21 protein-coding genes are annotated in these 25,309 nt (G+C 72.4%); 12 read left to right on the plus strand and 9 right to left on the minus strand.

Annotation, left to right across the window (positions count from 1 at the left end; all coding sequences use genetic code 11):
- Nucleotides 1-15: 15 nt before the first annotated feature.
- From F8R89_RS26740 to F8R89_RS26750, 3 genes are read right to left on the minus strand one after another with little or no spacing between them, the layout of a single operon-like run.
- Nucleotides 16-1,818, minus strand: a complete 1,803-nt coding sequence (locus F8R89_RS26740; protein WP_151786330.1) for a hypothetical protein — start codon at nt 1,816-1,818, stop codon at nt 16-18.
- Nucleotides 1,819-1,866: 48 nt separating this feature from the next.
- On the minus strand, nt 1,867-2,274 hold the full coding sequence (locus F8R89_RS26745) for a nuclear transport factor 2 family protein (RefSeq protein WP_225994496.1): 408 nt from the start codon (nt 2,272-2,274) through the stop codon (nt 1,867-1,869).
- Between the two features lie 32 nt (nt 2,275-2,306).
- Entirely contained in the window at nt 2,307-2,912 is a 606-nt protein-coding gene (locus F8R89_RS26750) for a response regulator transcription factor (protein ID WP_225994497.1), read from the minus strand.
- Nucleotides 2,913-3,291: 379 nt separating this feature from the next.
- Between F8R89_RS26750 and F8R89_RS26755 the strand changes: the two genes are divergently transcribed.
- From F8R89_RS26755 to F8R89_RS26765, 3 genes are read left to right on the plus strand one after another with little or no spacing between them, the layout of a single operon-like run.
- Nucleotides 3,292-4,587, plus strand: coding sequence for a cation:proton antiporter (locus tag F8R89_RS26755; protein WP_151786332.1), 1,296 nt, complete (start codon nt 3,292-3,294; stop codon nt 4,585-4,587).
- The gene (locus F8R89_RS26760; protein ID WP_108709107.1) at nt 4,584-4,775 is read left to right on the plus strand and encodes an MbtH family protein; all 192 of its coding nucleotides are present in this window, start codon (nt 4,584-4,586) and stop codon (nt 4,773-4,775) included. Before F8R89_RS26755 ends, F8R89_RS26760 begins: the two co-directional genes overlap by 4 nt.
- Before the next feature lie 24 nt (nt 4,776-4,799).
- Nucleotides 4,800-8,120: a non-ribosomal peptide synthetase gene (locus tag F8R89_RS26765; protein ID WP_151786333.1), complete on the plus strand. Its 3,321-nt coding sequence runs from the start codon at nt 4,800-4,802 to the stop codon at nt 8,118-8,120.
- 97 nt (nt 8,121-8,217) lie between these two features.
- Here the strand turns inward: F8R89_RS26765 and F8R89_RS26770 are convergent, their stop codons facing one another.
- A complete protein-coding gene (locus tag F8R89_RS26770; RefSeq protein WP_225994498.1) occupies nt 8,218-9,102 on the minus strand; it encodes a ParB/RepB/Spo0J family partition protein in 885 nt (294 codons plus the stop codon).
- 256 nt (nt 9,103-9,358) lie between these two features.
- Nucleotides 9,359-10,129 carry a leucyl/phenylalanyl-tRNA--protein transferase gene (locus F8R89_RS26775; protein ID WP_151786335.1) on the minus strand — a complete coding sequence of 257 codons (771 nt, stop codon included), beginning with the start codon at nt 10,127-10,129 and terminating at the stop codon, nt 9,359-9,361.
- An 83-nt stretch (nt 10,130-10,212) separates the two neighbouring features.
- Here F8R89_RS26775 and F8R89_RS26780 point away from each other — a divergent pair, with 83 nt between their 5' ends.
- The 3 genes from F8R89_RS26780 to F8R89_RS26790 are packed head-to-tail and all read left to right on the plus strand — an operon-like array spanning nt 10,213 to nt 13,260.
- Nucleotides 10,213-11,004: a thioesterase II family protein gene (locus F8R89_RS26780; RefSeq protein ID WP_151786336.1), complete on the plus strand. Its 792-nt coding sequence runs from the start codon at nt 10,213-10,215 to the stop codon at nt 11,002-11,004.
- A 16-nt stretch (nt 11,005-11,020) separates the two neighbouring features.
- Nucleotides 11,021-12,031 carry a fatty acid desaturase family protein gene (locus F8R89_RS26785; RefSeq protein ID WP_225994499.1) on the plus strand — a complete coding sequence of 337 codons (1,011 nt, stop codon included), beginning with the start codon at nt 11,021-11,023 and terminating at the stop codon, nt 12,029-12,031.
- Entirely contained in the window at nt 12,028-13,260 is a 1,233-nt protein-coding gene (locus F8R89_RS26790; protein ID WP_151786337.1) for an ATP-grasp domain-containing protein, read from the plus strand. The genes F8R89_RS26785 and F8R89_RS26790 overlap by 4 nt, the downstream gene beginning before the upstream one ends.
- On the opposite strand, the gene F8R89_RS36310 is transcribed toward F8R89_RS26790, so the two are convergent.
- The 4 genes from F8R89_RS36310 to F8R89_RS26805 form a co-directional block, all read right to left on the minus strand.
- A complete protein-coding gene (locus F8R89_RS36310; RefSeq protein ID WP_192806239.1) occupies nt 13,247-13,390 on the minus strand; it encodes a hypothetical protein in 144 nt (47 codons plus the stop codon). The genes F8R89_RS26790 and F8R89_RS36310 overlap by 14 nt on opposite strands.
- Nucleotides 13,391-13,430: 40 nt before the next feature.
- Nucleotides 13,431-15,266, minus strand: coding sequence for a carbamoyltransferase (locus F8R89_RS26795; protein ID WP_151786338.1), 1,836 nt, complete (start codon nt 15,264-15,266; stop codon nt 13,431-13,433).
- Complete coding sequence (locus tag F8R89_RS26800) at nt 15,259-17,406, minus strand: iron-containing redox enzyme family protein (RefSeq protein ID WP_151786339.1); 2,148 nt, start codon at nt 17,404-17,406, stop codon at nt 15,259-15,261. Before F8R89_RS26800 ends, F8R89_RS26795 begins: the two co-directional genes overlap by 8 nt.
- A gap of 97 nt (nt 17,407-17,503) precedes the next feature.
- Nucleotides 17,504-18,538, minus strand: coding sequence for an Inducer of phenazine A (locus F8R89_RS26805; protein ID WP_225994500.1), 1,035 nt, complete (start codon nt 18,536-18,538; stop codon nt 17,504-17,506).
- A gap of 207 nt (nt 18,539-18,745) precedes the next feature.
- Here F8R89_RS26805 and F8R89_RS26810 point away from each other — a divergent pair, with 207 nt between their 5' ends.
- From F8R89_RS26810 to F8R89_RS26835, 6 genes are all read left to right on the plus strand, one after another.
- Nucleotides 18,746-19,240, plus strand: coding sequence for a GNAT family N-acetyltransferase (locus F8R89_RS26810; RefSeq protein ID WP_225994501.1), 495 nt, complete (start codon nt 18,746-18,748; stop codon nt 19,238-19,240).
- Nucleotides 19,241-19,589: 349 nt separating this feature from the next.
- Complete coding sequence (locus F8R89_RS26815; RefSeq protein ID WP_151786341.1) at nt 19,590-20,567, plus strand: fatty acid desaturase family protein; 978 nt, start codon at nt 19,590-19,592, stop codon at nt 20,565-20,567.
- Complete coding sequence (locus F8R89_RS26820) at nt 20,564-22,321, plus strand: SidA/IucD/PvdA family monooxygenase (protein ID WP_192806240.1); 1,758 nt, start codon at nt 20,564-20,566, stop codon at nt 22,319-22,321. Before F8R89_RS26815 ends, F8R89_RS26820 begins: the two co-directional genes overlap by 4 nt.
- A complete protein-coding gene (locus tag F8R89_RS26825; protein WP_151786343.1) occupies nt 22,318-22,536 on the plus strand; it encodes an MbtH family protein in 219 nt (72 codons plus the stop codon). The genes F8R89_RS26820 and F8R89_RS26825 overlap by 4 nt, the downstream gene beginning before the upstream one ends.
- Nucleotides 22,533-24,209 (plus strand): carbamoyltransferase N-terminal domain-containing protein, encoded by a 1,677-nt coding sequence (locus F8R89_RS26830; protein WP_151786344.1) that lies wholly within the window; start codon nt 22,533-22,535, stop codon nt 24,207-24,209. The genes F8R89_RS26825 and F8R89_RS26830 overlap by 4 nt, the downstream gene beginning before the upstream one ends.
- Nucleotides 24,202-25,284, plus strand: a complete 1,083-nt coding sequence (locus F8R89_RS26835; RefSeq protein ID WP_151786345.1) for an amidinotransferase — start codon at nt 24,202-24,204, stop codon at nt 25,282-25,284. Before F8R89_RS26830 ends, F8R89_RS26835 begins: the two co-directional genes overlap by 8 nt.
- The last annotated feature ends 25 nt before the right edge of the window (nt 25,285-25,309 follow it).

Genomic DNA, 25,309 nt, shown 5'->3' on the forward strand with positions numbered 1-25,309 from the left:
CCCCTCGTGCCGTTGTCACACCTCGAAGACGTAGAGCCCGTAGTTCCGGTCGGTGACCAGGGCGTATGTCTTCCCGGCGATCTTGTGGACCACGACGCCCAGGAAGTCGACGCCGGGCTCGCAGTAGGAGCCGACCTCGCGCAGGCCGTCGTCGCCGTAGCTCAGCACCCGCAGCCCTCCGGAGTAGAAGGTGGCGTACACCAGGGGCCGGTCCGGGTCGATCGCGACGTGCGAGGCCGACAGGTCGCCGAACCCGGTCGCGTACTTGGGGTCCTGTGACTCGGGGATGGCGTACGTGTCGATCTGCCGGAGGACGGCGGGACCGCCGGCCGGGACGTCCGTCCTGAACAGCCGCAGATAGCCCCACCCGTTGAACACCGGCCGCAGGTCGATCGAGGCGACCTCCGGTTCGGCCGGCGTCGCCGTCGAACCGGCGGTCTCCTCGGTCACGTCGGTGACGCCGAGCAGGCGCAGGCCGGTCAGCCGGTTGACGAAGATGAGCGGGATCGGGCCCTTGGCCGACGTCGGGTACTGGTGGAGCGCGTCCGGCCCCTGACGGTTGAAGACGATGCCGGCCGAGTAACCGGCCGCGGCGATCGAGTCCAGCTTCTCCTGGAACGAGCACCCGGGGTTCGAACCCGCCGTCAGCAGGGAGGCCTCCCGCTCCATGAGGGCGATGCCCCGCCCGGCCGGAACGGTGCCCGGACACCCGCCGCCGACGAAGGTCGGGGTGCCCGAGATGCCGTGCACCTCGTCGACCGGCGCGGTGTCCGGGCTCCACGCGGCGCTGAACTCCAGGCCGGCGTGCGGCCCCGAGGTGATCCTGCCGACCAGGCGCACCGCCTCGTAGTTCTCGTCGGCACCCACCAGGAAACGCGTGTCGGGCGAGAGCGCGCAGTGCTCGGCGTTGCCCTCCGGCGGAACCCGCTCCCCCTGCTTGGCGCGCTCCTCGTCGACGTCGGCGTACACGGACTGGGCGATCATCGACACGTTGCCCGGCGTCGGGTCGGTCACGTCGAGCAGCACGTACCCGCCGTCCCAGTAGGTCGCGCCCATGATGTAGCGGTCCCCCCTGCGCCGCACCTCGACGGCGTGGGCGAACACCGAGTCGAGGCCCGCAGGGGACTCCTGCGCCACGCCGAAGGGCGGCACCCTCAGGTCGAGGAGGTTGACCACCCTGGGCTCGCGCGGGTCGGTGATGTCCATGATGCAGATGTCCGTGGTGACCTTCACGGTGACCGCGGCGACGTACGTGCGCCCCGTGAGGTCGTTCGTCCACGGGAAGACGTAGTACACCTCGACGGCCTGGTCGAGCGGGGAGCCGTCGACCTCCGTGTAGTCGCCGGCGTGGGCGGTCAGCAGCCGCGCGTTCTCCGGGTCGGTGATGTCCCAGATGTTGATGCCCCCGCGCTGGCGCGGTCCGGTCGGGTCCGGGGCGTGGGCCTGCGCGTAGATCTCGTTGCCGTGGATGAACAGCACGCCGCTGAAGTGCTCGTTGTCCATCTCGATGACGCCCGGGCCCTCGCCCACGTAGTTGCCCCGCGTCGTCTCCAGGAAGGCGTCCGGGATCTCGGCGGGCGCCCCGGGGTCGGAGATGTCGATGACGTAGGCGCCGGTGCGCTCGCAGGTCGGCTCGCGGTAGGCCGTCAGGAAGGCGCGGTCGCCGTGGGCGGCCACGTCGCAGATGTGCCGCTCCAGGCCCGCACCGGACGGGTTGGTGACCCCGGTCCTGCCCACGAGCCGCACCCCGTACGTGACGGGTGGCAGATGGCCTCGGTCCGGCGGGTGGTCACCGGGAGCCGTGCCGGTGTCGGACATGCGTACCTCCTGAGTGGGCCCGCCGTCGGGAGCGCGGGGGACGAAACGTCACTTCTGCGCGGTGGAGGGGGTCATCTGGAAACTGATGAACCGCCAGTCGCCACCGTCGTGGCGGTGCAGGATCTGGGTGGCGACGCCGGTGAGCGTGCGCGCCCCGCCGTCCGGTGTGCGCAGCCGGTTGGTCTGCGCTCCGGTCATGACGGCCACGTCACCGACCAGCCGCACGAGCAGCTCGCCGCGGCTGATGCCGAGATAGGGCCGCCGGGCGGCGGTGTGCGCGAGGAGCTGCGCCTTGGTGTGCGTGATGCCGTGCGCGTGCGTGTGCACGAGGGTGTCGTCGAAGATCTCGTCCAGCGTGGCCAGATCGGCTTCGACGAGAGCGCGCTGCCTGCGGTGCTCGACGGCGTGCAGGGCGGCCAGCGTCGGTGGGTCGGGCGTGTGGATGTGGGGGTGCACGCTGCCTCCGGGGCGATCGTCTCGGTCGGTGGTCAGGCCACCGGACTCGCCAGCTGACTGAGCAGCGCGACGCGGGTGAGCTCGGCCTTGTTGCCGACGCCGAGCTTGGCGCGGATGCGTTTGACGTACGTGTCGACGGTGTGCGGGCTGATGCCGAGCCTGGTCGCGATCTGCCCGTGGGTCAGGCCCCGGGAGATCTGGCTGAGCACCTGCTCCTCGCGCGCCGACAGGTTCAGGGTGAGCGGGTCGGGGCGCTCGGAGGGGCAGTTCGCGGCATGTCCCTCGGGCAGCACCTGATCGCCCGCGGTCACCGTGCGCACGGCCGACACCAGGCTCTCGCCCGACTGGCTCTTGTGGATCACACCGATCGCTCCGGCCCGCAGGTACTCCTCCGCCGGCAGGGACCAGCTGTTCAGGAGGACGAGGACCGCGGTCGTGCGGGCGGCTTCGGCGATGTCGTCCAGCCCGCCCGGCCCGTCGAGGGCGTCCTCGTCGATCAGGGCCGCGTCGGCGAGCCAGGAGATCTGCTCGGCCGAGGACCGGCGGGTGGAGACGATTCTGATCCCCTCGGACGAAAGGATCTGGATGAGGCCGACGAGATAGACCGGGCTGCTGATCAGCGCATCGACGCGAAGCAATGTTCCCCCGTAGATACCTGGATGGTGTTCTCCATCGTGCAGCCAGCAAGGGCGGAGCTAGGTCCCGCCCAAGACCGGCCTCCGGAAGGTCTAACTTATCGAACAAGGTGCCGTGATCGACGGCTGCTTGCGATTATCAGATCCTTCAGGCCGGTACGCGCGTCGCCCCAATCGGGGACATGGACCCCCACTTCAGGACGACCTTAGGATCGCCTGCTTCGCCTCTCGCGTTTCTCCGGGAGTACGCGTGACGCCCGGGCCGGGAAAACGGTTGAGTTTCGAACCACCTCGTGAATCTGTCGCCGGTTCACGTGACTGCGCCGCCGTCGGCGTCCTGCCTACTGTCGCTCACACGAAGGCCGAGCGGAGGGACGGACCGGTGGCTGTCGGCACGGCTGCGGAACTGCTCCTCGCACTGGTGGTGACGACCGCCGTCGCCCGGGCCCTCGGCCGGCTGTGCCGGCGGTTCGGGCAGCCCCAGGTGATCGGCGAGATCGCCGGCGGCATTCTGCTCGGGCCGACCCTCTTCGACGGGGCGCTGACCCGCGCCCTGTTCCCGGACGACATCCGCCCGGCCCTCTCGTCGCTCGCCCAGGTCGGCGTCTGCGTCTTCATGTTCCTGGTCGGACTGCACCTGGCCGACAGCCCGCTGGGCGGGCGGAGCCGGATCGTGCTCCCGCTGTCCGTCGGCTCCGTCCTCGTGCCGTTCGTCCTCGGCAGTCTCTTCGCGATCACACTCGTCGCCGATCGCGCCGGACGGGAGGCGGTGCTGTTCTGCCTGTTCGTCGGCACGGCCATGTCGGTCACCGCCTTCCCCGTGCTGGCCCGCATCCTGACGGACCGCCGGCTCATCGACACGCCGATCGGCGGTCTGGCGCTGGCCGTCGCGGCCGTCGGCGACGTCGTGGCCTGGTCCGTGCTCTCGGTGCTGGTCGCCCTGTCCCACGGCGACGCCCCGCCGCTGCGGATGCTGCTCGTCGTGCCCTATGTGGCCCTGCTCGTCGGCGTGGTGCGCCCGGCGCTGGCCCGGCTCGCGGCCCGCCGCCCGGCCGCACGCGAGCGCGGGGGAGCGGCCCGGATCGCCACGGCCGCCGGGCTGACCGCGGCACTCGCCGGCGCCCTGTGGCTGTCGTCGGCCGCGACCTCCTGGATGGGGCTGCACCAGATCTTCGGCGCGTTCCTGCTCGGCGCGGTGATGCCCGCAGCGGGCGCCTCCGACCTGCGCGAACGCGTGCTGCCCTGGGTCGAGCGCGTGGACCGCACCGTGCTTCTGCCGCCCTTCTTCGTGGTGGCCGGATTCGCGGTGGACCTGTCGGGCCTGGACGCACAGGAGTTCGGCCTGCTGCTCCTGATCCTGCTCGTCGCGGTCGGCGGCAAGATGGCGGGCACCTACACGGCCGCCCGGCTCGCCCGCGTGGCCCGGCGGCCCAGCACCGCCCTGGCCCTGCTCGTCAACACCCGCGGCCTGACCGAACTCGTGGTCCTGGCCATCGGTCTCCAGACCGGCCTGCTCGACCAGCGCCTGTACGCCCTCCTGGTCCTGATGGCGCTGATCACCACGGCGATGGCCGGCCTGCTGCTGCCCTTCGTCCACCCCCGCGGACACACCGGGGACGGCCACGCGGCCGGCCCGGCCGGAACGTCCACCCCCCTGATGAGTGAGGAGTCGAGATGAACCCCTTCGACGACCCGGAAGGCCGTTTCCTTGTCCTCGTCAACGACGAGGAACAGCACTCCCTGTGGCCCAGCCGCCTGCCCGTGCCGCCCGGGTGGCGGCTCGTCCACGGCGAGGACAGCCGTCAGGCGTGCCTCGACCACGTCGCGCGGCACTGGACCGACCTGCGCCCGCTCAGCACTCGTTGACGGTCCGCCGAGAAGGGGCAGCACGTGATCGCGATCTCCGACTTCCTGGAAGAGCTGCGCGCGGCCGGCGTACAACTCTGGCTCCAGAACGGCACGTTGCGTTACCGGCCGGCCGGCGCGCTCGGCAAGGAACACCTCGCCGTGCTCCGGGAGCGGCGCGACGAGGTGATCGCCACGATGCTCGGCGAACAGCCCCCGGCCCCGGCCACCCGCCCCGACGCCGTCCCGCTCTCCGACCAGCAGAAGGGGATGTGGTTCCTGGAGCAGATGGGTCTGCTCGGCGCGGCCTACAACCAGACGGCGCTGCACCGCATATCCGGCGACCTCGACGTGACGGCGCTGCGCTCCGCCGTCGCCGACATCATGCGGCGGCACGAGATCCTGCGGACCGCGTTCCCCGCCCGCGACGGGGCCGGCGTCCAGGTCGTGGACCCGCCCGGCGACCCCCGCTTCACCTTCCTGGACGTGTCCGACCTGCCCGGGCCCGAGCAGCGGACCTGGCTGGAGGAACGCAAGCGGCTCTACGCCGAGCACCGGTTCGACATCTCCGTCGCGCGGAACTTCCGCACCGAGCTGATCCGGCTCTCGCCGGCCGAGCACATCCTGGTCTTCCGCTCGTACCACCTCGTCCTCGACGGGCCGTCGCACGCCAACCTCTACCGGGAACTGCGCGCCCTCTACCGCGCGCACCGCACGGGCACCGACGCCGGGCTGCCCGAACTCCCGCTCCAGTACGCCGACTACGCGCTGTGGCAGCACCAGCGGGACGGCGCCGAGACACAACGGCACATGGACTACTGGACACGGCGCCTGGCCGACGCCCCGCACACCCTCGACCTGCCCACCGACCGGCCCCGCCCGGCCACCGCCGAACTCGACGGCGACACCGTCGAGGTGCCCGTCCCCGCCGACGTGGCCGACGGGCTGCGCCGGCTCGCGAGCCGGGAGGGCGCCACCCTCTTCATGGTGCTGCTGGCCGCCTTCCACACCCTGCTCCACCGCTGGAGCGGGCAGAGCGATGTCAGCGTGGGGATGATCCTCGACGGACGGGAGCGCCCGGACATCGAGGCGAACATCGGCCACTTCGTCAACCCCGTCGTGCTCCGGGCCGACCTCGCCGGCCGGCCCACCTTCACCGAACTGCTCGGCCGTCTGCGCCCGAGGCTCCTGGAGGCCTACGAACACCGGCACGCGCCGTTCGACCGCCTGGTGGCCGAACTCCGGCCGCAGCGCGACCTTTCCGTGCAGCCCCTCTTCCAGGTCCTGTTCACCTACCTGCGGGCCGAACCGTTCGACATGCTCGACGGGCTGACCGTCACCCCGATCGAACCCGACGAGCGCAAGGCCATGTTCGACCTCACCCTCTTCGCCACCGACGAGGAGAGCGGCCGGCTGAGCGTCGGCCTCGAGTACCGGACCGCCCTGTTCGACCGGGCGACCGTGCGGCGCGTGGCCGGCTATCTGGTCACCCTGCTCGGCGCGGTGGCCCGCACCCCGGACACGCCGATCGACGATCTGCCGCTGATGTCCGACGGCCAGTGGAAGGAGGTCCTGGAGGACTGGAACGGCCCGCGCGCCGCGCACGAGGACCTCTGTCTGCACCAGATGGTCGAACGCCAGGCGGCCGCGGTCCCGGACGCCGTCGCCGCTGTCTTCGGGGATCAACAGCTGACGTACCGTCAACTCGACGGGCGGGCGAACGCGTTGGCCCACCGCCTGCGCGAGCACGGTGTGGGGCCCGACGAGCGGGTCGGCATCGCCCTGCCCCGCTCCCTCGACGTCCTGGTGGCCAACCTCGCCGTGCTGAAGGCGGGCGGCGCCTGTGTGCCCATCGACCCCACCTATCCCGCCGCACGGCGGCGGCTCATCGCCGAGGACGCGCGGCTGCGCCTGCTGATCCGCCCGCCCGGCGGCGAACCCGGCGCCGACGGCGACGCACCGGAGCTGGAGGTGGGACCCGAGACCGCGGCCGAGGGCCCCGAGGACCTGACCGACCCCGCCCACATCGCCTGGGTGCTGTACACGTCCGGGTCCACCGGACGACCCAAGGGCGTCGCCATGTCCCACCGGGCCCTGCTGAACCAGGTGCGCTGGCAGCTACGCCAGGGCCCGGGCGGGCGCGGACGCACCCTCCAGTGGGCGGCGCTCAGCTTCGACATCTTCTACCAGGAGATGCTGACCACGCTGGCCGCGGGCGACACCCTCGTGCTGGTGGAGGAAGAGGTGCGGCACGACTTCGAGCGGCTGCTCGACGTCGTCGACACCGAGCGCGTCGAGCGGATCTTCATGCCCTTCGTCGCCCTGCGGGGCATGGCCGAGCTGGCCGTGCGCCTGGACCGGTTCCCCCGTTCCCTGCGGGCGGTGCTCACCGCCGGCGAGCAGTTGCAGACGACGCCGGCGATCCGGGAGTTCTTCACCCGGCTGCCCGAGTGCGCCCTGTTCAACCAGTACGGGCCGATCGAGGTCCACCTGGCCACCTCCCACCGGCTCGGCGACGACCCCGCGCGATGGCCGGCCCTGCCCCCGATCGGACGGCCCTTCGACAACGTACGGGCCTATGTGCTCGACTCCGGCCTGCGCCCGGTGCCTCCGGGAGTGACCGGGGAACTGTTCGTGGGCGGCGCCGCCCTCGCACGCGGCTATCTGGGCCGGCCCGAGCTGACGGCGGAGCGGTTCCTGCCCGACCCGTTCGGCGACGGCGCCCGGATGTACCGCACCGGCGACCAGGTCCGCTGGAACGCCGCCGGGCAACTGGAGTTCGTCGGGCGGTTCGACGACCAGGTGAAGATCCGCGGGTTCCGCGTCGAGGTCGCCGAGATCGAGAGCGTCCTCGCCGGCCACCCCCAGGTGCTGGAGTGCGCCGTGGCCGCCCACCGGTACGGCGACGGGGACCGCCGGCTGGTCGCCTACGTCGTGTCCGACCCGGACCACCCGCCCGCCGCCGCCGACCTGCGCGCCTTCCTGGCCGACCGGCTGCCCGACTACATGGTCCCGCCGGTCTACCAGACCCTGGACGAACTGCCGCACACGCCGAGCGGGAAGCTGAGCCGGGCCCTGTTGCCCCGGCCGGACGACGCGACGGAATGGGCGGGCACCACCGCGTACGAACCCCCCGGCACCCCGCTGGAGGAGCGGATCGCCGCCATCTGGACCGAGGTGCTCGGCGTGCCCAGGGTCGGCGTGCGGGACAACTTCTTCGAACTGGGCGGCCACTCGCTGCTGGCCGTCGCGATCGTCAACAGGATCGCGGACGGGCTCGGACGCACGGTCCCGCTGCGCACGCTCTTCGAGGCCCCGACCGTGGCGGGCCTCGCCGCCCGCCTCGACGCACCGGAAGGAGCCTGACCGGCCCCCAGGGGGTCTCGTGGGCCGCCACGGCGGCCCGCGCACGGTGAGGGGCCGGTGCCCGACGGACACCGGCCCCTGAGCGTGTGCCGCGCCCTCAGCCGGACATCCCGCCGGCGGCCGTGCTGCCGTACTCGTCCTCCAGCCCCATCGCCAGCTGGATCCACGCCGCCGCGCACGACCGTGCCAGCGACCCGAGGTTGAGCCGGGAGTGCGGCGGGATGTGACTGAGCGACAGCGGTATCTCGTCGGGCACCAGCACCCGCGGGCCGAGCCAGCGCAGCAGCATCCGGCCCGACTCGGTGTACCGCAGCGACGGATCGCGCTGGATGGTGTCCAGCAGCGCACGCAGCTCGGCCGACGGGTCCGCCTCCGGCAGCTTCACCGTCATCTGCCGCTCCGCCTCCCGCTCGCCCCGGTCCGGACGGGTGCGCCGGTCCAGCACCGGGTCCTCGCCGGCCCGCAGCCGCGCCCGCACACTGCGCGCCGTCTCCACCGAGATGCCGGCCTCCTGCGCGATGCGGCGCAGGGTCGCGTCCGGATGCTCCGCGATCAGCTGCGCGGCGGCCCGCCGGCCCGCGGCCCCGTTGATCGGCCGCAGCCGCCCGTCCCGGCCGATGCGCGCCTCCACCTGAGGGCTGCCCATCCCACGGCGCAACGAGCCGACGGTCTTCGCGGCGAGCCCGGACGTGAACGCGATCGACCGGTCGGACAGCTGCGGATGGCTGCGGATGATGCGCATCGCGGCGGCCCGCCGGTCCGCGAGCGTCAGCGGCATGCCGTGCGAGACGTTCAGCCGGACGGCGAGCAGAAAGGCCTCGTGGTCGTCCCCGTCGAACAGCCGCGCCTGGATCTCCCGGTCCCCGCGCAGCCGGGCGGCGGTGACCCGGTGCATCCCGTCGACGACCCGCATCGTCGCGCGGTGCACCACGATCGGCGGCAGCTCCGCCTCCACGTCCGCCATCGCTCTCGCGTGTGCCATGTCCACCCCCGCCGATCGCGGCGAGTCACCTTCGCGGATCGCCGACAGGGGCAGGGACACGACAGCGTCTTCAGGGTCCGAGAGCGTCGGCGTGCACGGCTGCGCACCGGTTGCGGACCCGGCGTCGAGTGAGGTTCTGGAGGTGTTGACCGGCACTGGCTCAACTCCGTTTCTTGTCACGGCCTCGATGGTCGAACGAAGACACACGGTCTCCGGTCATCCTGGACACCGGGCCGGACGCGCGGCACTCACTTGTTTAGGGGGCAACGCCCGCCGCATCGGACGTACGGAGGAATCCCAGCCGCCGCGCCGGCTGGACACCGCGGGCCAGCGGCACGCGGTCACCGCCCGCGGCGAGCGCCGCGAGGAACGTGCGGCGGGGCACCGGCCGCGCACCCAGCCGCCGGCTGCGCTCGCTGTCCCACTCGACGTCCAGCATGGTCACGCCCGCACCGGTGAGCCGGTGCTCCATGTCGAGCAGCGCCACCTTCGAGGCGTTGTCGCGCCGGTGGAAACAGGTGTCCAGGACGAACACCTCCCCGGTACCGATGCCGATGGCACCCCCCACCAGCTCCTCGCCCTCCCACACCTCGACGCTGTGCGCCCACCCCTGCTCGTGCAGGGCCACCATGCACGCGCACAGCTCGGTGGTCAGCCACTCGGGGGTGCGGTCCCGGCGGCACTCGGCGAGCACCCGGGCGAACTCCTGGTTCGCGGTGGTCGTCCACGCCAGCCGGTTGCGCAACAGCCTCATGAGGCTGCGCTGCTTGGTCAACCCGCCGTACGGGATGACCGGACGCGGGTCGGGCGACCACCAGACCAGCTCGTACGGATCGGGCAGGGGGGAGTCCAGCACCACGGTGGCCCCGGCGTCGACGGACTCCTCGTACAGCGCGTGGTTCGCCTCGATGTGCGCGGGCGTCGCCGCGTGCATCGGGAAGAGCCCGTGCCGGTAGCCACCGAGGACGGTGGCCGCATCGAGGCGCCCGCCGATCGCGACGGGCACGTCGGCCGGGGCACTATCCATCGCAAGTCCGTCCCAGATACATCCCTCGCAAAGAAGCACACCCGGATTCTGGCCTCAGACGCGCGAGCGACGGGAGTCCCACGATGACCACACCCACGACATCGGACACCACCGGCGCGGCCGCGCGCTGGCTGCGCCGGCCCCGGCCGCGCCGGGACCCGTCCGTCCGGCTGGTCTGTCTGCCGCACGCCGGCGGCACCGCCAGCGCCTACGCCCCCTGGATCGCCCGGCTGCCGACCGGCGCCGAGCTGATCGGCGTGCAGTACCCCGGCCGCCACGACCGTCTGGCGGAGCCGCTGATGACGTCCGTCGTGGAGATCGCCGACGCGGTGGCCCCGGCTCTCGCCCCCTACACCGACCGGCCGATGTTCCTGTTCGGGCACAGCATGGGCAGCCTCGTCGCCTACGAGCTCGCCGTCCGCCTGGAGGCCGCCCCCGGCCCCGGACCGGCCGGACTCTTCGTCTCCGGCCAGTACGCCCCCCACCGCTGCGCACCGCCCGAGGAGACGCTCGACGACGCCACCGTCGAACGGGAGGCGCGCGCGTCCGGGTGGACCGATCCGGCCGTGTTCGACCACCCCGAACTGCGCGAGCTGGTGCTGCCCGCGCTGCTCGCCGACGTACGGGCGTCGATGACCTACCACCCGGCCGACCCGGTGCGGCTGCGCGCCCCGATCGCCGCCTACGGCGGACGCGGCGACGCCGAGGACGTGCCCGCTGAGCTGGCCGCCTGGGGGGAGCTGACCTCCGGCCGCGCCGTGTGGCGGGTCTTCGAGGGCGACCACTTCTACCTCCGCGCCCAGGAGGCCGAGCTGGTTGCCGACATCGTCGCGCGGATGTCTGACTGGGGAGAGGCACCAGTTGGACATCGCTGAGTGGGGAGACGGACTCGTGGCCGAATCTGATGTAGCCGAGCGGTACCGCTTCGCGCCGGACATCGTGGCCGCTGTCCGGGCAGTGTCCAGACCGGACAACTGGCACGGCCCGCTGGAGGCCGTCACGCACTGGGCGTGGATCGCGTTCTGGTGCACCGCCTCGGTGCTGTCGTGGCAGCACACGCCCTGGTGGCTGGCGCTGCCCGTGTACCTCGTGGCGGTGTTCTTCATCGGCGGGCGGCAGCGCGGCATCGCCGGGATGCTGCACATGGCCACCCACCGCGTCTTCATGGCCGACCACCGGATCGGCAGCGTCATCGGGGCGGCCCTCGGCGGCTACCCCGTGCTGCAGAGCTTCACCGGCTACCGGGCCTCCCACCTCGGCGAGCACCACGGACGTCTGGGCGACCCCGACCGCGACCCCGACTACCGGCAGTACCAGGACAACGCGCTGTGCGGGGACGACCTCAACCGCAGGGCGCTGCGCCGGTACCTGTACCGGATCGTCACCCCGAAGGCGACCGCCTCGTACGTGCTGTACCTGCTGCGGCACCGCATCGTGGCGGCGGGGGAGCGGCCGGCCGAACGGGCCCTGCGCGTGGTGCTGCTGGCGGCCGTCATCGCGTGGGCGGTGATCGGCGGCTGGTGGCCGTGGCTGGTGCTGCTCTGGTTCGTCCCGCTCGTCACCACGCAGGTCTGGATCGGCGCGGTCGCCGAGCTGATGGAGCACTTCCCGCTCATCGAGACCGCGCCCCGCGTCGACATCTACATGTCCTGGAACCGGGTCTACGGCCGGGGCACCCGCTTCCTGCTCGGGGAGATCGACGGCGAGGGCTTCCACCTGGTCCACCACCTCTTCCCCCGCACGCCCATGTGGCGGCTGCGCGAGGTCGACGCGATCCTCCGGCGGGACCCGGTGTACGCGGCGCTGCCGCGGCTCGGCGGGGCGCTCGGCGGGCTCGGGGAGATCTACCGGTCCCTGCCCGTGCGCCGCGAGCAGGGCGACGCGCTGCGGGCCGCCGCATGAGCGAGCCGGTGATCGTCGTCTACACGTCCGGCTCCGCCTCGCCGCTCGAACTGGCCGCCGACGCCGACGGGTTCGACCTGCTGTTCGCCGTACCCGTCGACACGGTGCCGGACGCGCTCGTGGACGTGCTGGGTGCCGTCGGGGAGGTCGTCGACGTGACCGACGAGGCGGCGGGCGCGGTGGCGCTCGCCGCCCGGGGCCCGGGCGGCATCGTCGCCTTCTCCGACCAGGACCTGCCGCTCGCGGCACGGCTGGCCCGGCGGCTCGGACTGCGCTACCACGCCCAGGACACGGTGGACGCCGCCACCGACAAGCACCTCCAGCGGCAGCGGCTGCGCGACGCCGGCCTGCGCGTACCGCGCTTCAGACTGCTGACGGGACCGCGGGAGGCCACGCGGGCGCTCGCCGAGGTGGGCGCCCCGGCGGTGCTCAAGCCCGTCAGGGGCGCGGCCAGCCGCCAGACCTACCGCCTCGACGGCCCGGACGACGCCCTGCGGCACGCCTCCCACGTCTTCGCCTCCGGGGCCACCGACCCCTTCGTCATCGAGGAGATGCTGGTGGGCTCCCCCTCGGTGGCCGGCCCCGGCCTCGGCGACTACGTGTCGGTCGAGGTGCTGCTGTGGCGGGGCACGGTCGTGTGCCAGGTCCTCAACTCACGGCTGCCGCTGCTGGAGCCCTTCCGGGAGCAGGGCTTCCTCATGCCCGGGCTGCTCCCCGCGGACGTCGAGGCGGAGGCGCACCGCGTCAGCGCCGACGCCTGCCACGCCCTCGGCATCGAGGACGGATGGGCGGACGTCGAGCTGAAGCTGACCGCCGACGGGCCCGTGGTGATCGAGGTGAACGCCCGCCTCGGCGGGTACGTCGCCACCCTCCTGCACCGGTCGTACGGCCTGGAGGCGGTCCGGCTGGCGTTCGAGGTGGCCGTCGGCCGCGAGCCCTCGGCGCCCCTCGGAGAGCCCTCGGCGGCCGCCTACTGCTACCAGATCCTGCCGCCGGTGGGGGCCTCGCGGCTGACCTCGTGGGGCGGGTTCGCCGGCCTCACCGAGCGCCCGGACGTCCTCTCGGTCGTCCTGACGGCGGAGCCCGGCGACCGCGTCGACTGGCGGCTGGGCAGCCTCGGCACGCTCGGCGTGGTGGAGGGCGTCACCGAGCGCCCCGAGGACGTGCTGACCGCCGTGCGCGCCATCGAGCGCGCCCTCGCCGAACAGGTCGTCTTCAGCCCCGCGTGAGGGGCTTGTGCCAGTAGCTCTCCCGGCGCCGCGACCACGAGCGGCGCATCGGGTCGCGCACCACGCGCAGCACCAGGCCCACGGGGACGACGATCAGGACGTACACGACGGTCAGCAGCACGTTGCGCATCGGGAACCCTTCCGTTCGGGTCGGCGGGGCAAAGACGGGGTCAGTCGAGGGGGACCTCGGCGCGCCAGTCCACGTCCTCGCGCCACTCGGGCTGTTCGGACTTGCGCAGCAGGAACCCGCCCAGCGCCAGCACGTCGATGTCGGTGCGCATGAAGCAGGTGTAGGCCTCCTGGGGGGTGTTCACGATCGGTTCACCCCGCACGTTGAAGGACGTGTTCACCACGACGCTGCTGCCCGTCTCCCGCTCGACGGCCGTCAGCAGCCGGTGATAGCCGGGGTTGTCCCGGGGCCCCACGGTCTGCACCCGCGCCGAGTGGTCCACGTGCGTGACCGCGGGTATCACCGACCGGACCACCTTCAGCAGGTCGATGCCCGTCAGACCGGGAGCCGCCTCGGTGGTCAGGCGTGCCGCCTGCGCGACCGGCGCGACGACGAGCATGTACGGGCTCTCCTGCGGCAGATCGAAGAAGTCCTTGGCGTCCTCGGCCCGCACAGAGGGGGCGAACGGCCGGAACGACTCCCGGAACTTGATCTTCAGGTTCATCACCGACTGGGTCCGCGGGTCGCGCGCGTCCCCCAGGATCGACCGCGACCCGAGCGCCCGCGGACCGAACTCCATCCGGCCCTGGAACCAGCCCACGACCATGCCGGCGGCGATCGACCGGGCGACCTCGGCGGTCAGCTCGTCCTCGTCCAGACGGTGGTGGGGGATGCCGGCCGAGGTCAGATAGGCCGCGATGCCGTCGTCGTCGTAGGAGGGGCCGAGCAGCGCCCCGGACATCGCGTCGTGTCCGGCGGCCACATGGGGCCGTCCCGCGCCCCGGTCCACCGCGACCGCCAGCGCCGCGCCCAGGGCCCCTCCGGCGTCACCTGCCGCCGGCTGCACCCACACCTCGTCGAACAGCGACCCCGCGACGATCTTCCCGTTCGCCACGCAGTTCAGCGCCACGCCGCCGGCCATGCACAGACGTGACTCGCCGGTCAGCTCCCGCGCCGTCCGCGCGAGCCGGAGCACGACCTCCTCCGTCACCTGCTGCACCGAGGCGGCCAGGTCGAACTCCCGCCGTGTCAGCTCCCCCTCGGGTTCACGGCGCGGCCCGCCGAACAGCCTCTCGAACCCGGCGCCGGTCATCACCTGGCCGCTCAGGAACTCGAAGTAGCGCATGTTCAGCCGGAACGACCCGTCCGCCTTGACGTCGATGAGCCGTTCCCGGATCAGGTCGGCGTACCGCGGCTCGCCGTAGGGCGCGAGGCCCATCAGCTTGTACTCCCCGGAGTCCACCTTGAATCCGCAGAAGTACGTGAAGGCCGAGTACAGCAGGCCGAGCGAGTGCGGGAAGCGGATCTCCGCCAGCGGTTCGAGGCGGGTGCCGCGCCCGTGCCAGAGCGTGGTGGTCGCCCACTCGCCGACGCCGTCGACGCACAGCACCGCCGCCGACTCGTACGGGCTCGCGAGGAACGCCGACGCGGCGTGCGACTCGTGGTGGCGCCGGACCTCGACGGGCGGCACCGGGCCCCGGTCCAGGGCCTCCAGTTCGCGGCGGACCACGTCGTCGGCCCGCCGTTTCCACGACCACCAGCCGGGCAGCGTGTCACGGAACGACGCGAGTCCGTACGGGACCGCGCCCAGGTAGGTCGCGAGGACGCGGCGGAACTTGAGCGCCGGATCCTCGTAGTAGGCGACCTTCGACACGTCGGCCAGGGTGACGCCGGCCTCCCGCAGGCAGTACGCGACCGCCTCGGCCGGGAAGCCGGGGTCGTGGCGGCGGCGGGTGAAGCGCTCCTCCTGCGCGGCCGCCACGGGCCGGCCGTCGGAGACCAGCGCGGCGGCGCTGTCGTGGTAGTAGGCGGAGATGCCGAGAACCAGATCAGACATGGGCGGAGGCCTCCACTCGGGCGCGACGGGCCGCGTTGCGGGCCCGCAGTCCGGACGGCGGGTTCAGCGAGCGGTAACCGGTCCGGATCCGGTCCCACGCGTCGGCGCGAGCCGTCGGCGGCAGCTGGGTGAGATAGCTGTCGACGGCGTCGGCGGCCCACGCGGAGTGCCCGGTCGCGACGTTGTCGATGGTGTTGTGGACGTCCACGAACATGGTGCTGAAACCGTGGTGCGCGAGCGCCTGCCGGGCGCGGCGGTAGCTGCCGCCGACACCGGAGAGTTCCATGGCCAGGTTCAGGCCGAGGATCTCCGGTTCGTACGTGCGCGGGAAGCGGCCGATCGCCAGCCAGTACACCGGCAGTTCGAACGACCGGTCCCGGAAGGCGGGCCAGGCGGCGAACTCGGGTGAACGGGTCGGCGGCAGATCGACGCCCATCTCCCGCAGCACCGCACGGTAGATCAGCGGGTGGTTCAACTCCGGCTCGCCGTTGCCCAGTTCGTCCCAGTAGGTGGCGAACAGGAACTGGCCGCGCTCGGTGGCCGCGAGCTGGTAGTCGGTGTGGCCGGCCAGCCAGGCGCCGTCGATGAGGGTGAGCGGGGCGAGTTGCAGCGTCGAGTCGATGAGGGAGGCGCGGTCCGGCAGCGGCGCGTCCGTGCCCTCCTGGAACTCGCTGTTGTGCAGGTCGTGCTGGTCGAGCAGCCAGGGGCGCAGACCGTCCGCCGGGGGTGCCGCGGGCAGCGGCGGGTCCGTCCTGCCCATGCCGTACCGGGAGCGTGCCAGCCATCCCTCGACGTAGCGCAGGGCGTAGTGCCGGGTGGCGGGCGTGAGCGTGCGGCGCAGCAGGCGCGGGTACGCCTCCCGGGGGCCGGCCGGGGCGCCGCCGTCCTCGTCCGGCGCGGTGGGTGCCGTACGCAGGGCGAGGGTGGGAGGCCGGTACGCGGCGGGCCGGGGCCGCGCGCGCTCGGCCGGCTCCGTCGGCAGCGCGTCGATCCACCGTCTGATCACGGCCAGGTCCTCGTCGGGGAAGACCCGGAACATCCGGCCGTTCTCCGACACCAGTTCGCCGGTGAGGCGGCTCGCCCCCGACCGGCCCGGCCGCACCAGGCGGCTTCCGGCGAGCGCGGCCAGGAACGGTTCCGGGTCGGTGCGCGCCTCGATGAGCCACTCCTTGAGGGGACGCCCGCGCAGCACGAAACGGTCGTGGTACGCCGACGCCTCACGGGCCCGCGCGCGCATCAGCTCGGCCATCTCGAAGGCCGGGTCACGGGCCGCGTCCAGCTCCCGGTACGCCTCCTCGCTCCAGCGGCGCAGGGCGGCGAACGCCCATGCGAAGCCCCGCTCGACCGAGGCGGCGCCGGCCGGGCCGGTCGCGTCGGTGAACGCGGCCGCGATCTCGCGTGCGTCGTCCACAGCGGGGGGCCGTCCCGGTGTCCGGGCCCGGCCCGGGTCCAGCGCGGCCCAGTCCGCCACGTCCGGGAACAGCTCCCGCACCCCCGCGAGCGGGGGCGGCAGTCCGGCGGCCCGCAGGCACAGGTCGAGGCCGATGATCTCTCCCCGGTACCGGCCCGGACGGCGGCTCATCGTCAGTGCGAGGGCCGGCAGATGGAAGGAGGTGTCCGCGACGCGGCGGTCACGGGCCAGCGCGGCGGCCGGACGCGCGTGCGCCGCGACCCGGACGTGCCGCATCAGCGCCAGGTGCGCGTCGCCGCGGGACGCGCCCGGATGCCCGGCGCCGACATCGGACGCGAACTGGGCGAGCAGACGCAGGGTGACGGGCTCCTCCGCGTTGCCGGGTTCGCTCAGCCACTGCAGCCAGGCTCCCGAGACCAGGGCCAGCGGCGCGCTGGCGAGCACCGCCCGGCGCACCAGGACGTCCTCGCAGCCCTCGCGCCCGGCTTCGGCGAAGAGGGCCGTGAACCGGTCCCGTTGAGCGTCGGCCCACGCCGTGACCGCCGCGGGACCGCCGCCGAGCGCGTCGGCGTGAGGGGCGGCGTCCAGTTCACCGGCGAGCGCGGAGCGCAGGGTGTCGGGGAACGGGGTGTCCTCGGGTTCGCAGACCCGCGCGAACACCGTCCGGGCCGGCAGGGCCGCAGTCCCGTCGTGCTCCGCCCGGTCAGAACATGGGGTAGATGGAGGCATCGCCCTTCGCCTTCTTCTTGCGACGGCCGAACAGCCTGGCGATCAGCGACCGCAGGAAAGCCATGGAAATCACCTCAGTTCGCGTCGGGGCGGGGCCTCACGTCAGTCCGAGGTCGTCCGCCAGTACCTGGGCCACGAGGTCGTTGCCGTCGTCGGTGTAGTGGCCCCGGTCGACGAAGAGCCAGTCCGAGGGGCCGGCCGTCGCGGCGAGCCGGGCGGGTGTGTCGACGAACGGGACGCCCTTGCGCGCGCAGGCCTCGCCGAGCGCGGCGGCGTAGGCGGCTCCCGTCTCCATGCTGCCGACGTCGCCGTACCGTTCCTCCCACGTGCCGTAGTCGGAGACGGTGTCGAACTCGTCGAACAGGAGCTTCTCCTGAGGTGCCGGTGTCTCGCGCACCCAGGTGGCGAGCGGCTGGAGGGCGAAGCTGACCCGGGCGCCGGTCGCGGCGGCCATCACGAGCCAGTTGTCGAGGTTGCGCAGGGTCACGTCGACGGCCGTCCGGATCATGCCCGCCGTCGTCGGCCGGCCCGGCGCCGGCGCGACCGACTGCGAGGCGGGCCGGGGCCCGGCCCGCCACCGCCGGGGCCTGGCCGTGTCGGTGTGGCGCGCACGGAGCTCCTGCATCTTCTCGAAGTACTCGTTGCAGAAGAAGAACGGCTCCTGCTCGCCGACGTCCGCGCCGGTCAGCTGCCCCATGACCAGCGTGTTGAAGCCGCTGACCACGACGATCTCGTCGACCGGCGGCAGCAGGTGCCGGTGCAGCATGAACAGCAGCAGTTCCTGGGTGGAGTTGAGGTACGGGGCGCCGAAGGTGAACCAGGGGCGGCTCGAGGCGTGCTTCGTCCACAACCGGGAGGCGATGGTCGTCGCGTCGCTCGTCGCGCCGTACCCCAGGGAGACCGAGCCGCCGACGAGCAGCCGCACGGGTCCCTCGAGCCGTTCGCCGCCGACGGAGCCGGTGCCGTCCGGGCCGTGCGAGATCCGGAACCCGAGCCGGTCCGTGTTGATCGCCGCGGACCGGAAGTTCGGGCGGTTGAAATACATCAGATACGGCAGGTACCGCATCTCCCCGCGGTCCAGGAAATCGAGATAGTCGGACAGCTGGGGCGTCAACAGCTCGGTCTGCCGCACCAAAGGACGACCTCCATTCGCCAGCAGGCGGCCCTCCGGCCGGAAACCCTGCCCGCAACCTAATGCCCGCCCGCCGGCGCTGCGTGTCCCGTAAAAGGGCTCCCGGCCGGCTCCCGGAGAACCCACCCCGGCGCGCGTGCGCGCGTGTTAGCCTCGGCGCGATTCCGACGGGGGAACGACCGTCGTCGCCGACCACGCGGAGGCGTGATGACCGAGAACGGGGCCAGGGACATCTCGCTGCGGCCGCTGACCGAGGACGACATCCCCGTCCTCTTCGAGATCCAGCTCGACGAGGACGCCCAGTGGCTGGCCGCCTTCACCGACGCCGAAGCCGCCCGCGACGCCGCCGCCTTCGAGCGGAAGTACCGCAAGATCCTCGCCGACGAGGAGATCGTCAACCGGGTCGTGGAGGTGGACGGTGAGATCGTCGGGAGCGTCGCCACGTTCCCGATGGAGGGCGACACCGAACTCACCTACTGGATCCGCAAGGACTGGTGGGGCAGGGGAGTCGCCTCCGCGGCCGTCGCGGGGCTGCTCGCCGAGGTGAAGCACCGGCCGATCCACGCCCGGGTCGTGGAGGACAACACCGGCTCCGTGCGGGTCCTGGAGCGCAACGGTTTCGTGCGCGTCGGCAGCGAGGACTCCTTCGCGCCCGGCCGCCAGGCCACCGTCACCGAGCTGATCTTCATGCTGGCCGGCTGACCCGGCCCCGGATCCAGGGACGACGCGAGCGGCGCGGGGTTCGTCCACCCCGCGCCGCTTCGGCGTGCCCGCGCCCGGTGCCCTCTTCCCGTGCCCGTCCTTTCCGTTCGCATTCCAAGTGCCGAAAAGAAACAGTTGGACACCGGCCGCGCCACCGCCGGCACATCGTTGACAGTCACGCCCGCGGATAGCGTCGTCGCCGAATCCCGGGCTCCGTCATCCATGGCGCCCATTTCCCGATTCCCGACATCCGCGACGGCCCTTCCCGGCGCCCGCGCACAGGTGCCGGGAATCACCACTGCGGTGAATCACCGGACGGTCCGCCATGCGTACGAAAGGTGCTGGTGAAATGGTCGATGCCAAGCCGCGACGGTTCTGGCGCAACAGCCCGGCGGACGCGATCCTGCTGGCCATCACACTGACGCAGTTCACCGGCACGATCCTGCTCGCCGCGCTGACCCCGGACGGCCTGTGGCCCCGGCTCGCGTCCGCGGCGCTGGTCACGGCCATGATGACGTACTCGATCATCGTGGTGACGCATCTGTTCGTTCATCAGCCCTGGTTCACCGACAGCCGTCTCAACAGCCTGCTGTCGGGGATCAGTTCGGCGAACATCGCGCAGTCCGTGCAGGCCTACCACCTCACCCACGTACGCAACCACCATCGCTACAACAACGACCGCAAGCGCGACGGGACCACCGCCGACATCACCTCCACCTTCCGGCACGGCCGCGAGGGGGAGCACGCCCGTCTGTGGTGGTACCTCGTGCGCGGACTCGCCGGCTCCGCCCAGGAGTGGGCCCTGACCTGGGTGGCGCTCGGCCGGGGCTGCGCGGTCGGCCGCCGTGAGACCACGCTGCTGAGCCTGGCGGCCCGCCACCCCGAGCGCCGCGCCGCCGAGCTGCGGCAGATCCGCTGGGACCGGCTCGCGCTCCTCGCGTTCACGGCGCTCCTCGCAATCCTGTCCTGGCAGTGGACCGTGCTGTGCTATCTGCCCTCGGTGGCCCTCGCGTTCACCCTGGTCAACATCCAGAACTACTACCGGCACTTCGGCGCCGAGCCCGAGAGCCGGTACGCCAACTCGGTGAGCCACTACGGCCGGCTGTACAACCTGCTGACCTTCAACGACGGCTACCACCAGGAGCACCACCTGCGGCCCGCGACGCACTGGAGCCGGCTGCCCGAGGTCGCCGAGGAGTACCAGGAGCGGTTCGAGGAGGCCGGACGTGTGGTCTCCCCGGTGCCCGCCCTCGTCGGCTTCCTGGACACGGGGCGCGCCGCCCGGACGAGCCGGCCGGCCAGCCGTCGAGGAAGGAGCGGTACGTGAAGGAACTCGGCACGACGGACGACCCGTACGACCTGATCGGTCTGGGCTTCGGACCGTCGAACATCGCGCTGGCCATCGCCGCGCAGGAGATCGCCCCCGACCGCAGCGTCCTGTTCCTGGAACGCTCGCCGGAGGTCCGCTGGCACGAGGGCATGCTCATCGACGGCGCCCGTATGCAGATCTCCTTCCTGAAGGACCTGGTGTCGCTGCGCAACCTCGCCAGCCCGTTCACGTTCCTCGCGTACCAGAAGGCGAAGGGGCGGCTGGAGAAGTTCGTGAACCTCTCCGAGTTCCGGCCGACCCGGCTGGAGTTCCAGGACTATCTGCGCTGGGTGAGCGGGCAGTTCGCCGACGTGGTGCGCTACCGATCGGCGGTCACCTCGGTGTCGCCGGTGCGTGCCGACGACGGCAGCCTGTCGCTGTGGCGGGTGACCGCCATCGACACCGCCACCGACGAGGTCGTCGAGTTCCACGCCCGCAACGTGGTCCACGCCCTCGGCGGCCGGCCCGCCGTGCCCGACGGTGTGTCGACCGGGCCCGCCGTACTGCACTCCAGCGCCTTCCTGTCCCGCTTCCCCGGCACGTTCACCGACCACGACCGGGACTGGGAGTTCGCCGTCGCCGGTGACGGGCAGAGCGCCGGGGAGATCACCCGGTACCTGCTGGAGCACTACCGCAACGCCCGCGTCCACCTGGTGCTGCCCGGGTACTCGCTGAGCGCCACCGACAACAACCCGTTCGCCAACGAGCAGTTCTTCGAGGCCAACGCCGAACGGTTCACCTTCCTCAGCGAGGAGAACCGGCGCGACTACGCCGCCCGCCTGCGCAACACCAACTACGGCGTGGTGGAGGCCGGCTTCCTCGACGACCTGTACCGGCTCGTCTACGCGGACGAGGTGCGCGGCCGAACCCGGCTCGTCATCCACGACGGATCCCGTCTGACCTCGGCCGACCACGACGGCACGGGCGTGCGCGTCGGCGTGCACAGCCGCTTCGGCGCCGGGTCCCGCGAACTGCGCGCGGACGCGCTCGTGCTGGCCACCGGATACCGGCGCGAGCTCGACGCGGAGATCTACCGCGACGTCCTGCCCCACCTCGACCTCGGTGAGGACGGCCGGCCCGTGGTCTCCCAGGACCACCGGGCGCGCACCAGCGAGGAACTGACCTGCGGGCTGTACCTCCAGGGGCTCGCGGAGGCGTCCCACGGACTCGGCGAGACGCTGCTGTCGCTCCTGCCGTTCAGGTCCAAGCAGATCATCACGGCCATCGTGAAGGACGGGGGCTCGATGTCCCGGGCGTTCCCGGCCGAAGGGGACGACGTGGAGGCGCTCGTCGCGCGGATCGAGCGGAGCGGAACCGCCACCCTGGTCGGCGCCGGGACCGACGACTTCCCGATCGTGACCCGGCTGCCGCTGACCCTGGACCGCACCCGCGGCCGGCACGGCGTCCTCTTCGGTGTGCTGGACCGCGCCGACCCGGCGCCGTACACGGAGGGCGCCAAGGTGCTCGCGGTCTTCGACCCGGACCCGGCGGCACCCGGCCGGCCCGTCTCCGTCGACGTGCGCGGACACCTCCGGCCGGTGAGCGAGGGAGACCGGATCACCGCCCACCTGGCCCGCGTCGAACCCGCCGGTCCCGTCGACCCGCCCGGCGCCAGGGCCGGCGTCGAGATCGAGATCGAAAGCCTGTCCGGCCGCGTCCACGCGGGCGGGGAGCAGCGCACCGTCCGGACCGAGACCGAGGGGCAGTCATGAGCGACACCGACGAGACGACCGGCGAGATGTACGTGATCGTGCGCAACGCGGAGGAGCAGTACTCCATCTGGCGTGCCGACCGCGAGGTGCCGGCCGGGTGGACGACGGTCGGTGAGCCCGCCGCCCGCGAGGCGTGCCTGGCCCGGATCGGCGAACTGTGGACCGACATGCGCCCCGCCAGTCTCCGCGCGGCCATGAGCGGGACCGCCCGATGATCGTCTGCGGCGTCAAGGTCTCCCACGACGGCGCCGTCGCCGTCCTCGACGGGCAGCGCCTCGTCTTCAGCGCCGAGATGGAGAAACTCGGCAACGGCCGGCGCTACAGCGCGCTCGGCGACCTCGACCGGATCACCGCCGTCCTCGCCGACCACGGGCTGGCCGTCGCCGACGTGGACCGCTTCGTCGTCGACGGCTGGTGGTCGGAGGACGACGGGCCGCCGCGGATCGACACCCTGTCGGCCGGACGGCCGGTCAGCGTCGCCACCGCGCCGTACGTCGCGGACCCGTTCGCCCCCGCCCCGCCCTCTCGCTTCACCTTCGACGGCGTCGCGGGCAGCCCGCTGGCCGGGGGCTACAGCAGCTACCCGCACGCGACCCACCACCTCTACGCCAGCTACTGCACCGGCCCGTTCGCCGGACGGACCGCGCTGGGCCTCGTCTGGGACGGCGGCACGCTGCCCCGCCTGTACGTGCTGCGCCCCGGGCGTCAGGTGACCGGTGACTACCAGGGGCCGCTGTTCGGGCTGGTCGGCGACGCGTTCACGTACTTCTGCCTGGCCCTGGAGCCGTTCCGCAAGCCGCTGGACGGGCTCAGCGAGGTCCAGGTCGTCGAGCACCACCTCGGCACCGCGGGCAAGGCGATGGCGTACGCGGGTCTCGGCGCCGCCGACGACGACGTGCTCGCCGCGCTCGACAAGCTCGTCGCCGACCTGGGCCTCGACTCGCTGGGACCGGTGGCCGGCACACGGCTCGCCGAACGCTGCGCCGCCCTGTTCCCCACGCACTCCAGCGCCGACCTCATCGCCTCCTTCCAGGAGTTCGTCGGCCGCACCCTGGTCTCCGCGCTCACCGACGCCGTGGCCCGGCTCGAGCTGTCCGAGCCGCTGCCGATCTGCCTCGCCGGGGGATGTGCCCTCAACATCAAGTGGAACAGCATGATCCGCTCCAGCGGGCTGTTCGACGGTGTCTGGGTCCCGCCGTTCACCAACGACTCGGGCGCCGCACTCGGCACCGCCCTGTGCGAGGTGCTGCACGACGGCGGCGACCCCGTCCTGGAGTGGGACGTGTACAGCGGTCCCGACGTCACCCCGAGCCGTCCCGCCGCGGGCTGGTCGGCGCGGGACTGCGACGAGGCGGGACTCGCCGCGCTGCTGCACACCACGGGCGAGCCGGTGGTCGTGGTCGACGGACGGGCGGAACTGGGCCCACGGGCGCTCGGCAACCGCAGCATCCTGGCCCCCGCGGTCTCACCGGCCATGAAGGACGAGCTGAACCGCATCAAGCACCGCGAGCCGTACCGGCCGGTCGCGCCGATCTGCCTGGAGTCCGCGGCCTCCGAGGTCTTCTCGCCCGGCGGAGCCGACCCGTACATGCTCTTCGACCACCGGCTGCGGGACGGCTGGGCGGACCGGGTGCCGGCCGTGCTGCACCTCGACGGGACGGCCCGGCTGCAGACCGTCCGGCCCGGCACACCGCACACCCGGGTCGGCCGCGTGCTCGAGGAGTACCACCGCCTCAGCGGCATCCCCCTGCTGTGCAACACGAGCGCCAACCTGGCGGGACACGGGTTCTTCCCCGACGTCGCCACCGCCACCGAGTGGGCCGGCACCGCGTACGTGTGGTCCGGCGGCACCCTGTACACCGACGAGCGGAGGACGAACCGTGCCTGACTCAGCACAGGGGACCGGGTCGCCGGTCAGCGCCTACAACGAGTGGGACCCGCTGGAGGAGGTCATCGTCGGCACCGTCGACGGCGCCCACTTCCCGCCGTACGACGCCGTGACGGCCGCTCCACTCTCACCGGAGCAACGCGCGGTGTTCCGCGAGCGGGCCGGACAGCCCTTCCCGGCGGACGAGGTCGCCGCCGCCCGCGACGAACTCGACCAGCTCGTCGAGATCCTCAAGAACCACGGCGTGCGCGTGCGCAGGCCCGACCCGCGCGACCACGGACGGGCCTTCGGAGCGCCCGGCTGGACCAGCACCGGCCTGTACGACGCGATGCCGCGCGACCTCCTGCTGGTCGTCGGCGAGCACATCATCGAGGCCCCCATGGCCTGGCGGTCCCGGTACTTCGCCAGCTCCGCCTACCGCCCGCTGCTCAAGGAGTACTTCCGCGCGGGCGCCCGGTGGACCGCCGCCCCGCGCCCGGAACTGAGCGACGAGCTCTACGTCGAGGACTGGACCGATCAGCCGGAGGGCGAGCCGTTCCGCTCGGTGATCACCGAGTTCGAACCGACCTTCGACGCGGCCGACTTCATCCGCTGCGGCCGGGACATCTTCGCGCAGCGCAGCCACGTCACCAACATGATGGGCATCGACTGGGTGCGCCGGCTGATCGGCGACGACTACCAGGTCCACGTGGTGGAGCTCGCCGACGACCACCCCATGCACATCGACGCGAGCCTGATGCCGCTCGCGCCCGGCAAGCTGCTCATCCACCCCGACCGGGTGCCCGAGGTGCCGAGCCAGTTCAAGGACTGGGAGGTGCGAAGGGCGCCGAGCCCCGTCATACCCGACGGGCACCCGCTCTACATGACCAGCAAGTGGATCAACATGAACGTCCTGATGCTGGACGAGACGCACATGCTGGTCGAGGCCGAGGACCGGCCCATGCAGGAACTCGCCGAGAGCTGGGACATCACACCGGTCCCCTGCCCGTTCCGCGCCTTCAACAGCTTCGGCGGCTCCTTCCACTGCGCCACCACGGACGTACGCCGGCGCGGCGAGCTGCGGTCCTACCTCTGAGCCCTCCGGGAGCGACGGGGAGCGG

It is taken from the genome of Streptomyces sp. SS1-1, assembly GCF_008973465.1.
Lineage (GTDB): Bacteria > Actinomycetota > Actinomycetes > Streptomycetales > Streptomycetaceae > Streptomyces.

What these genes read in the sequence shown, in the direction of transcription:
- F8R89_RS26740 (WP_151786330.1), bottom strand. Translation starts at nt 1,818, where the DNA reads ATGTCCGACACCGGCACGGCTCCCGGTGACCACCCGCCGGACCGAGGC.
- F8R89_RS26760 (WP_108709107.1), top strand. Translation starts at nt 4,584, where the DNA reads ATGAACCCCTTCGACGACCCGGAAGGCCGTTTCCTTGTCCTCGTCAAC.
- F8R89_RS26770 (WP_225994498.1), bottom strand. Translation starts at nt 9,102, where the DNA reads ATGGCACACGCGAGAGCGATGGCGGACGTGGAGGCGGAGCTGCCGCCG.
- F8R89_RS26775 (WP_151786335.1), bottom strand. Translation starts at nt 10,129, where the DNA reads ATGGATAGTGCCCCGGCCGACGTGCCCGTCGCGATCGGCGGGCGCCTC.
- F8R89_RS26780 (WP_151786336.1), top strand. Translation starts at nt 10,213, where the DNA reads ATGACCACACCCACGACATCGGACACCACCGGCGCGGCCGCGCGCTGG.
- F8R89_RS26790 (WP_151786337.1), top strand. Translation starts at nt 12,028, where the DNA reads ATGAGCGAGCCGGTGATCGTCGTCTACACGTCCGGCTCCGCCTCGCCG.
- F8R89_RS36310 (WP_192806239.1), bottom strand. Translation starts at nt 13,390, where the DNA reads ATGCGCAACGTGCTGCTGACCGTCGTGTACGTCCTGATCGTCGTCCCC.
- F8R89_RS26795 (WP_151786338.1), bottom strand. Translation starts at nt 15,266, where the DNA reads ATGTCTGATCTGGTTCTCGGCATCTCCGCCTACTACCACGACAGCGCC.
- F8R89_RS26800 (WP_151786339.1), bottom strand. Translation starts at nt 17,406, where the DNA reads ATGCCTCCATCTACCCCATGTTCTGACCGGGCGGAGCACGACGGGACT.
- F8R89_RS26810 (WP_225994501.1), top strand. Translation starts at nt 18,746, where the DNA reads ATGACCGAGAACGGGGCCAGGGACATCTCGCTGCGGCCGCTGACCGAG.
- F8R89_RS26815 (WP_151786341.1), top strand. Translation starts at nt 19,590, where the DNA reads ATGGTCGATGCCAAGCCGCGACGGTTCTGGCGCAACAGCCCGGCGGAC.
- F8R89_RS26825 (WP_151786343.1), top strand. Translation starts at nt 22,318, where the DNA reads ATGAGCGACACCGACGAGACGACCGGCGAGATGTACGTGATCGTGCGC.
- F8R89_RS26830 (WP_151786344.1), top strand. Translation starts at nt 22,533, where the DNA reads ATGATCGTCTGCGGCGTCAAGGTCTCCCACGACGGCGCCGTCGCCGTC.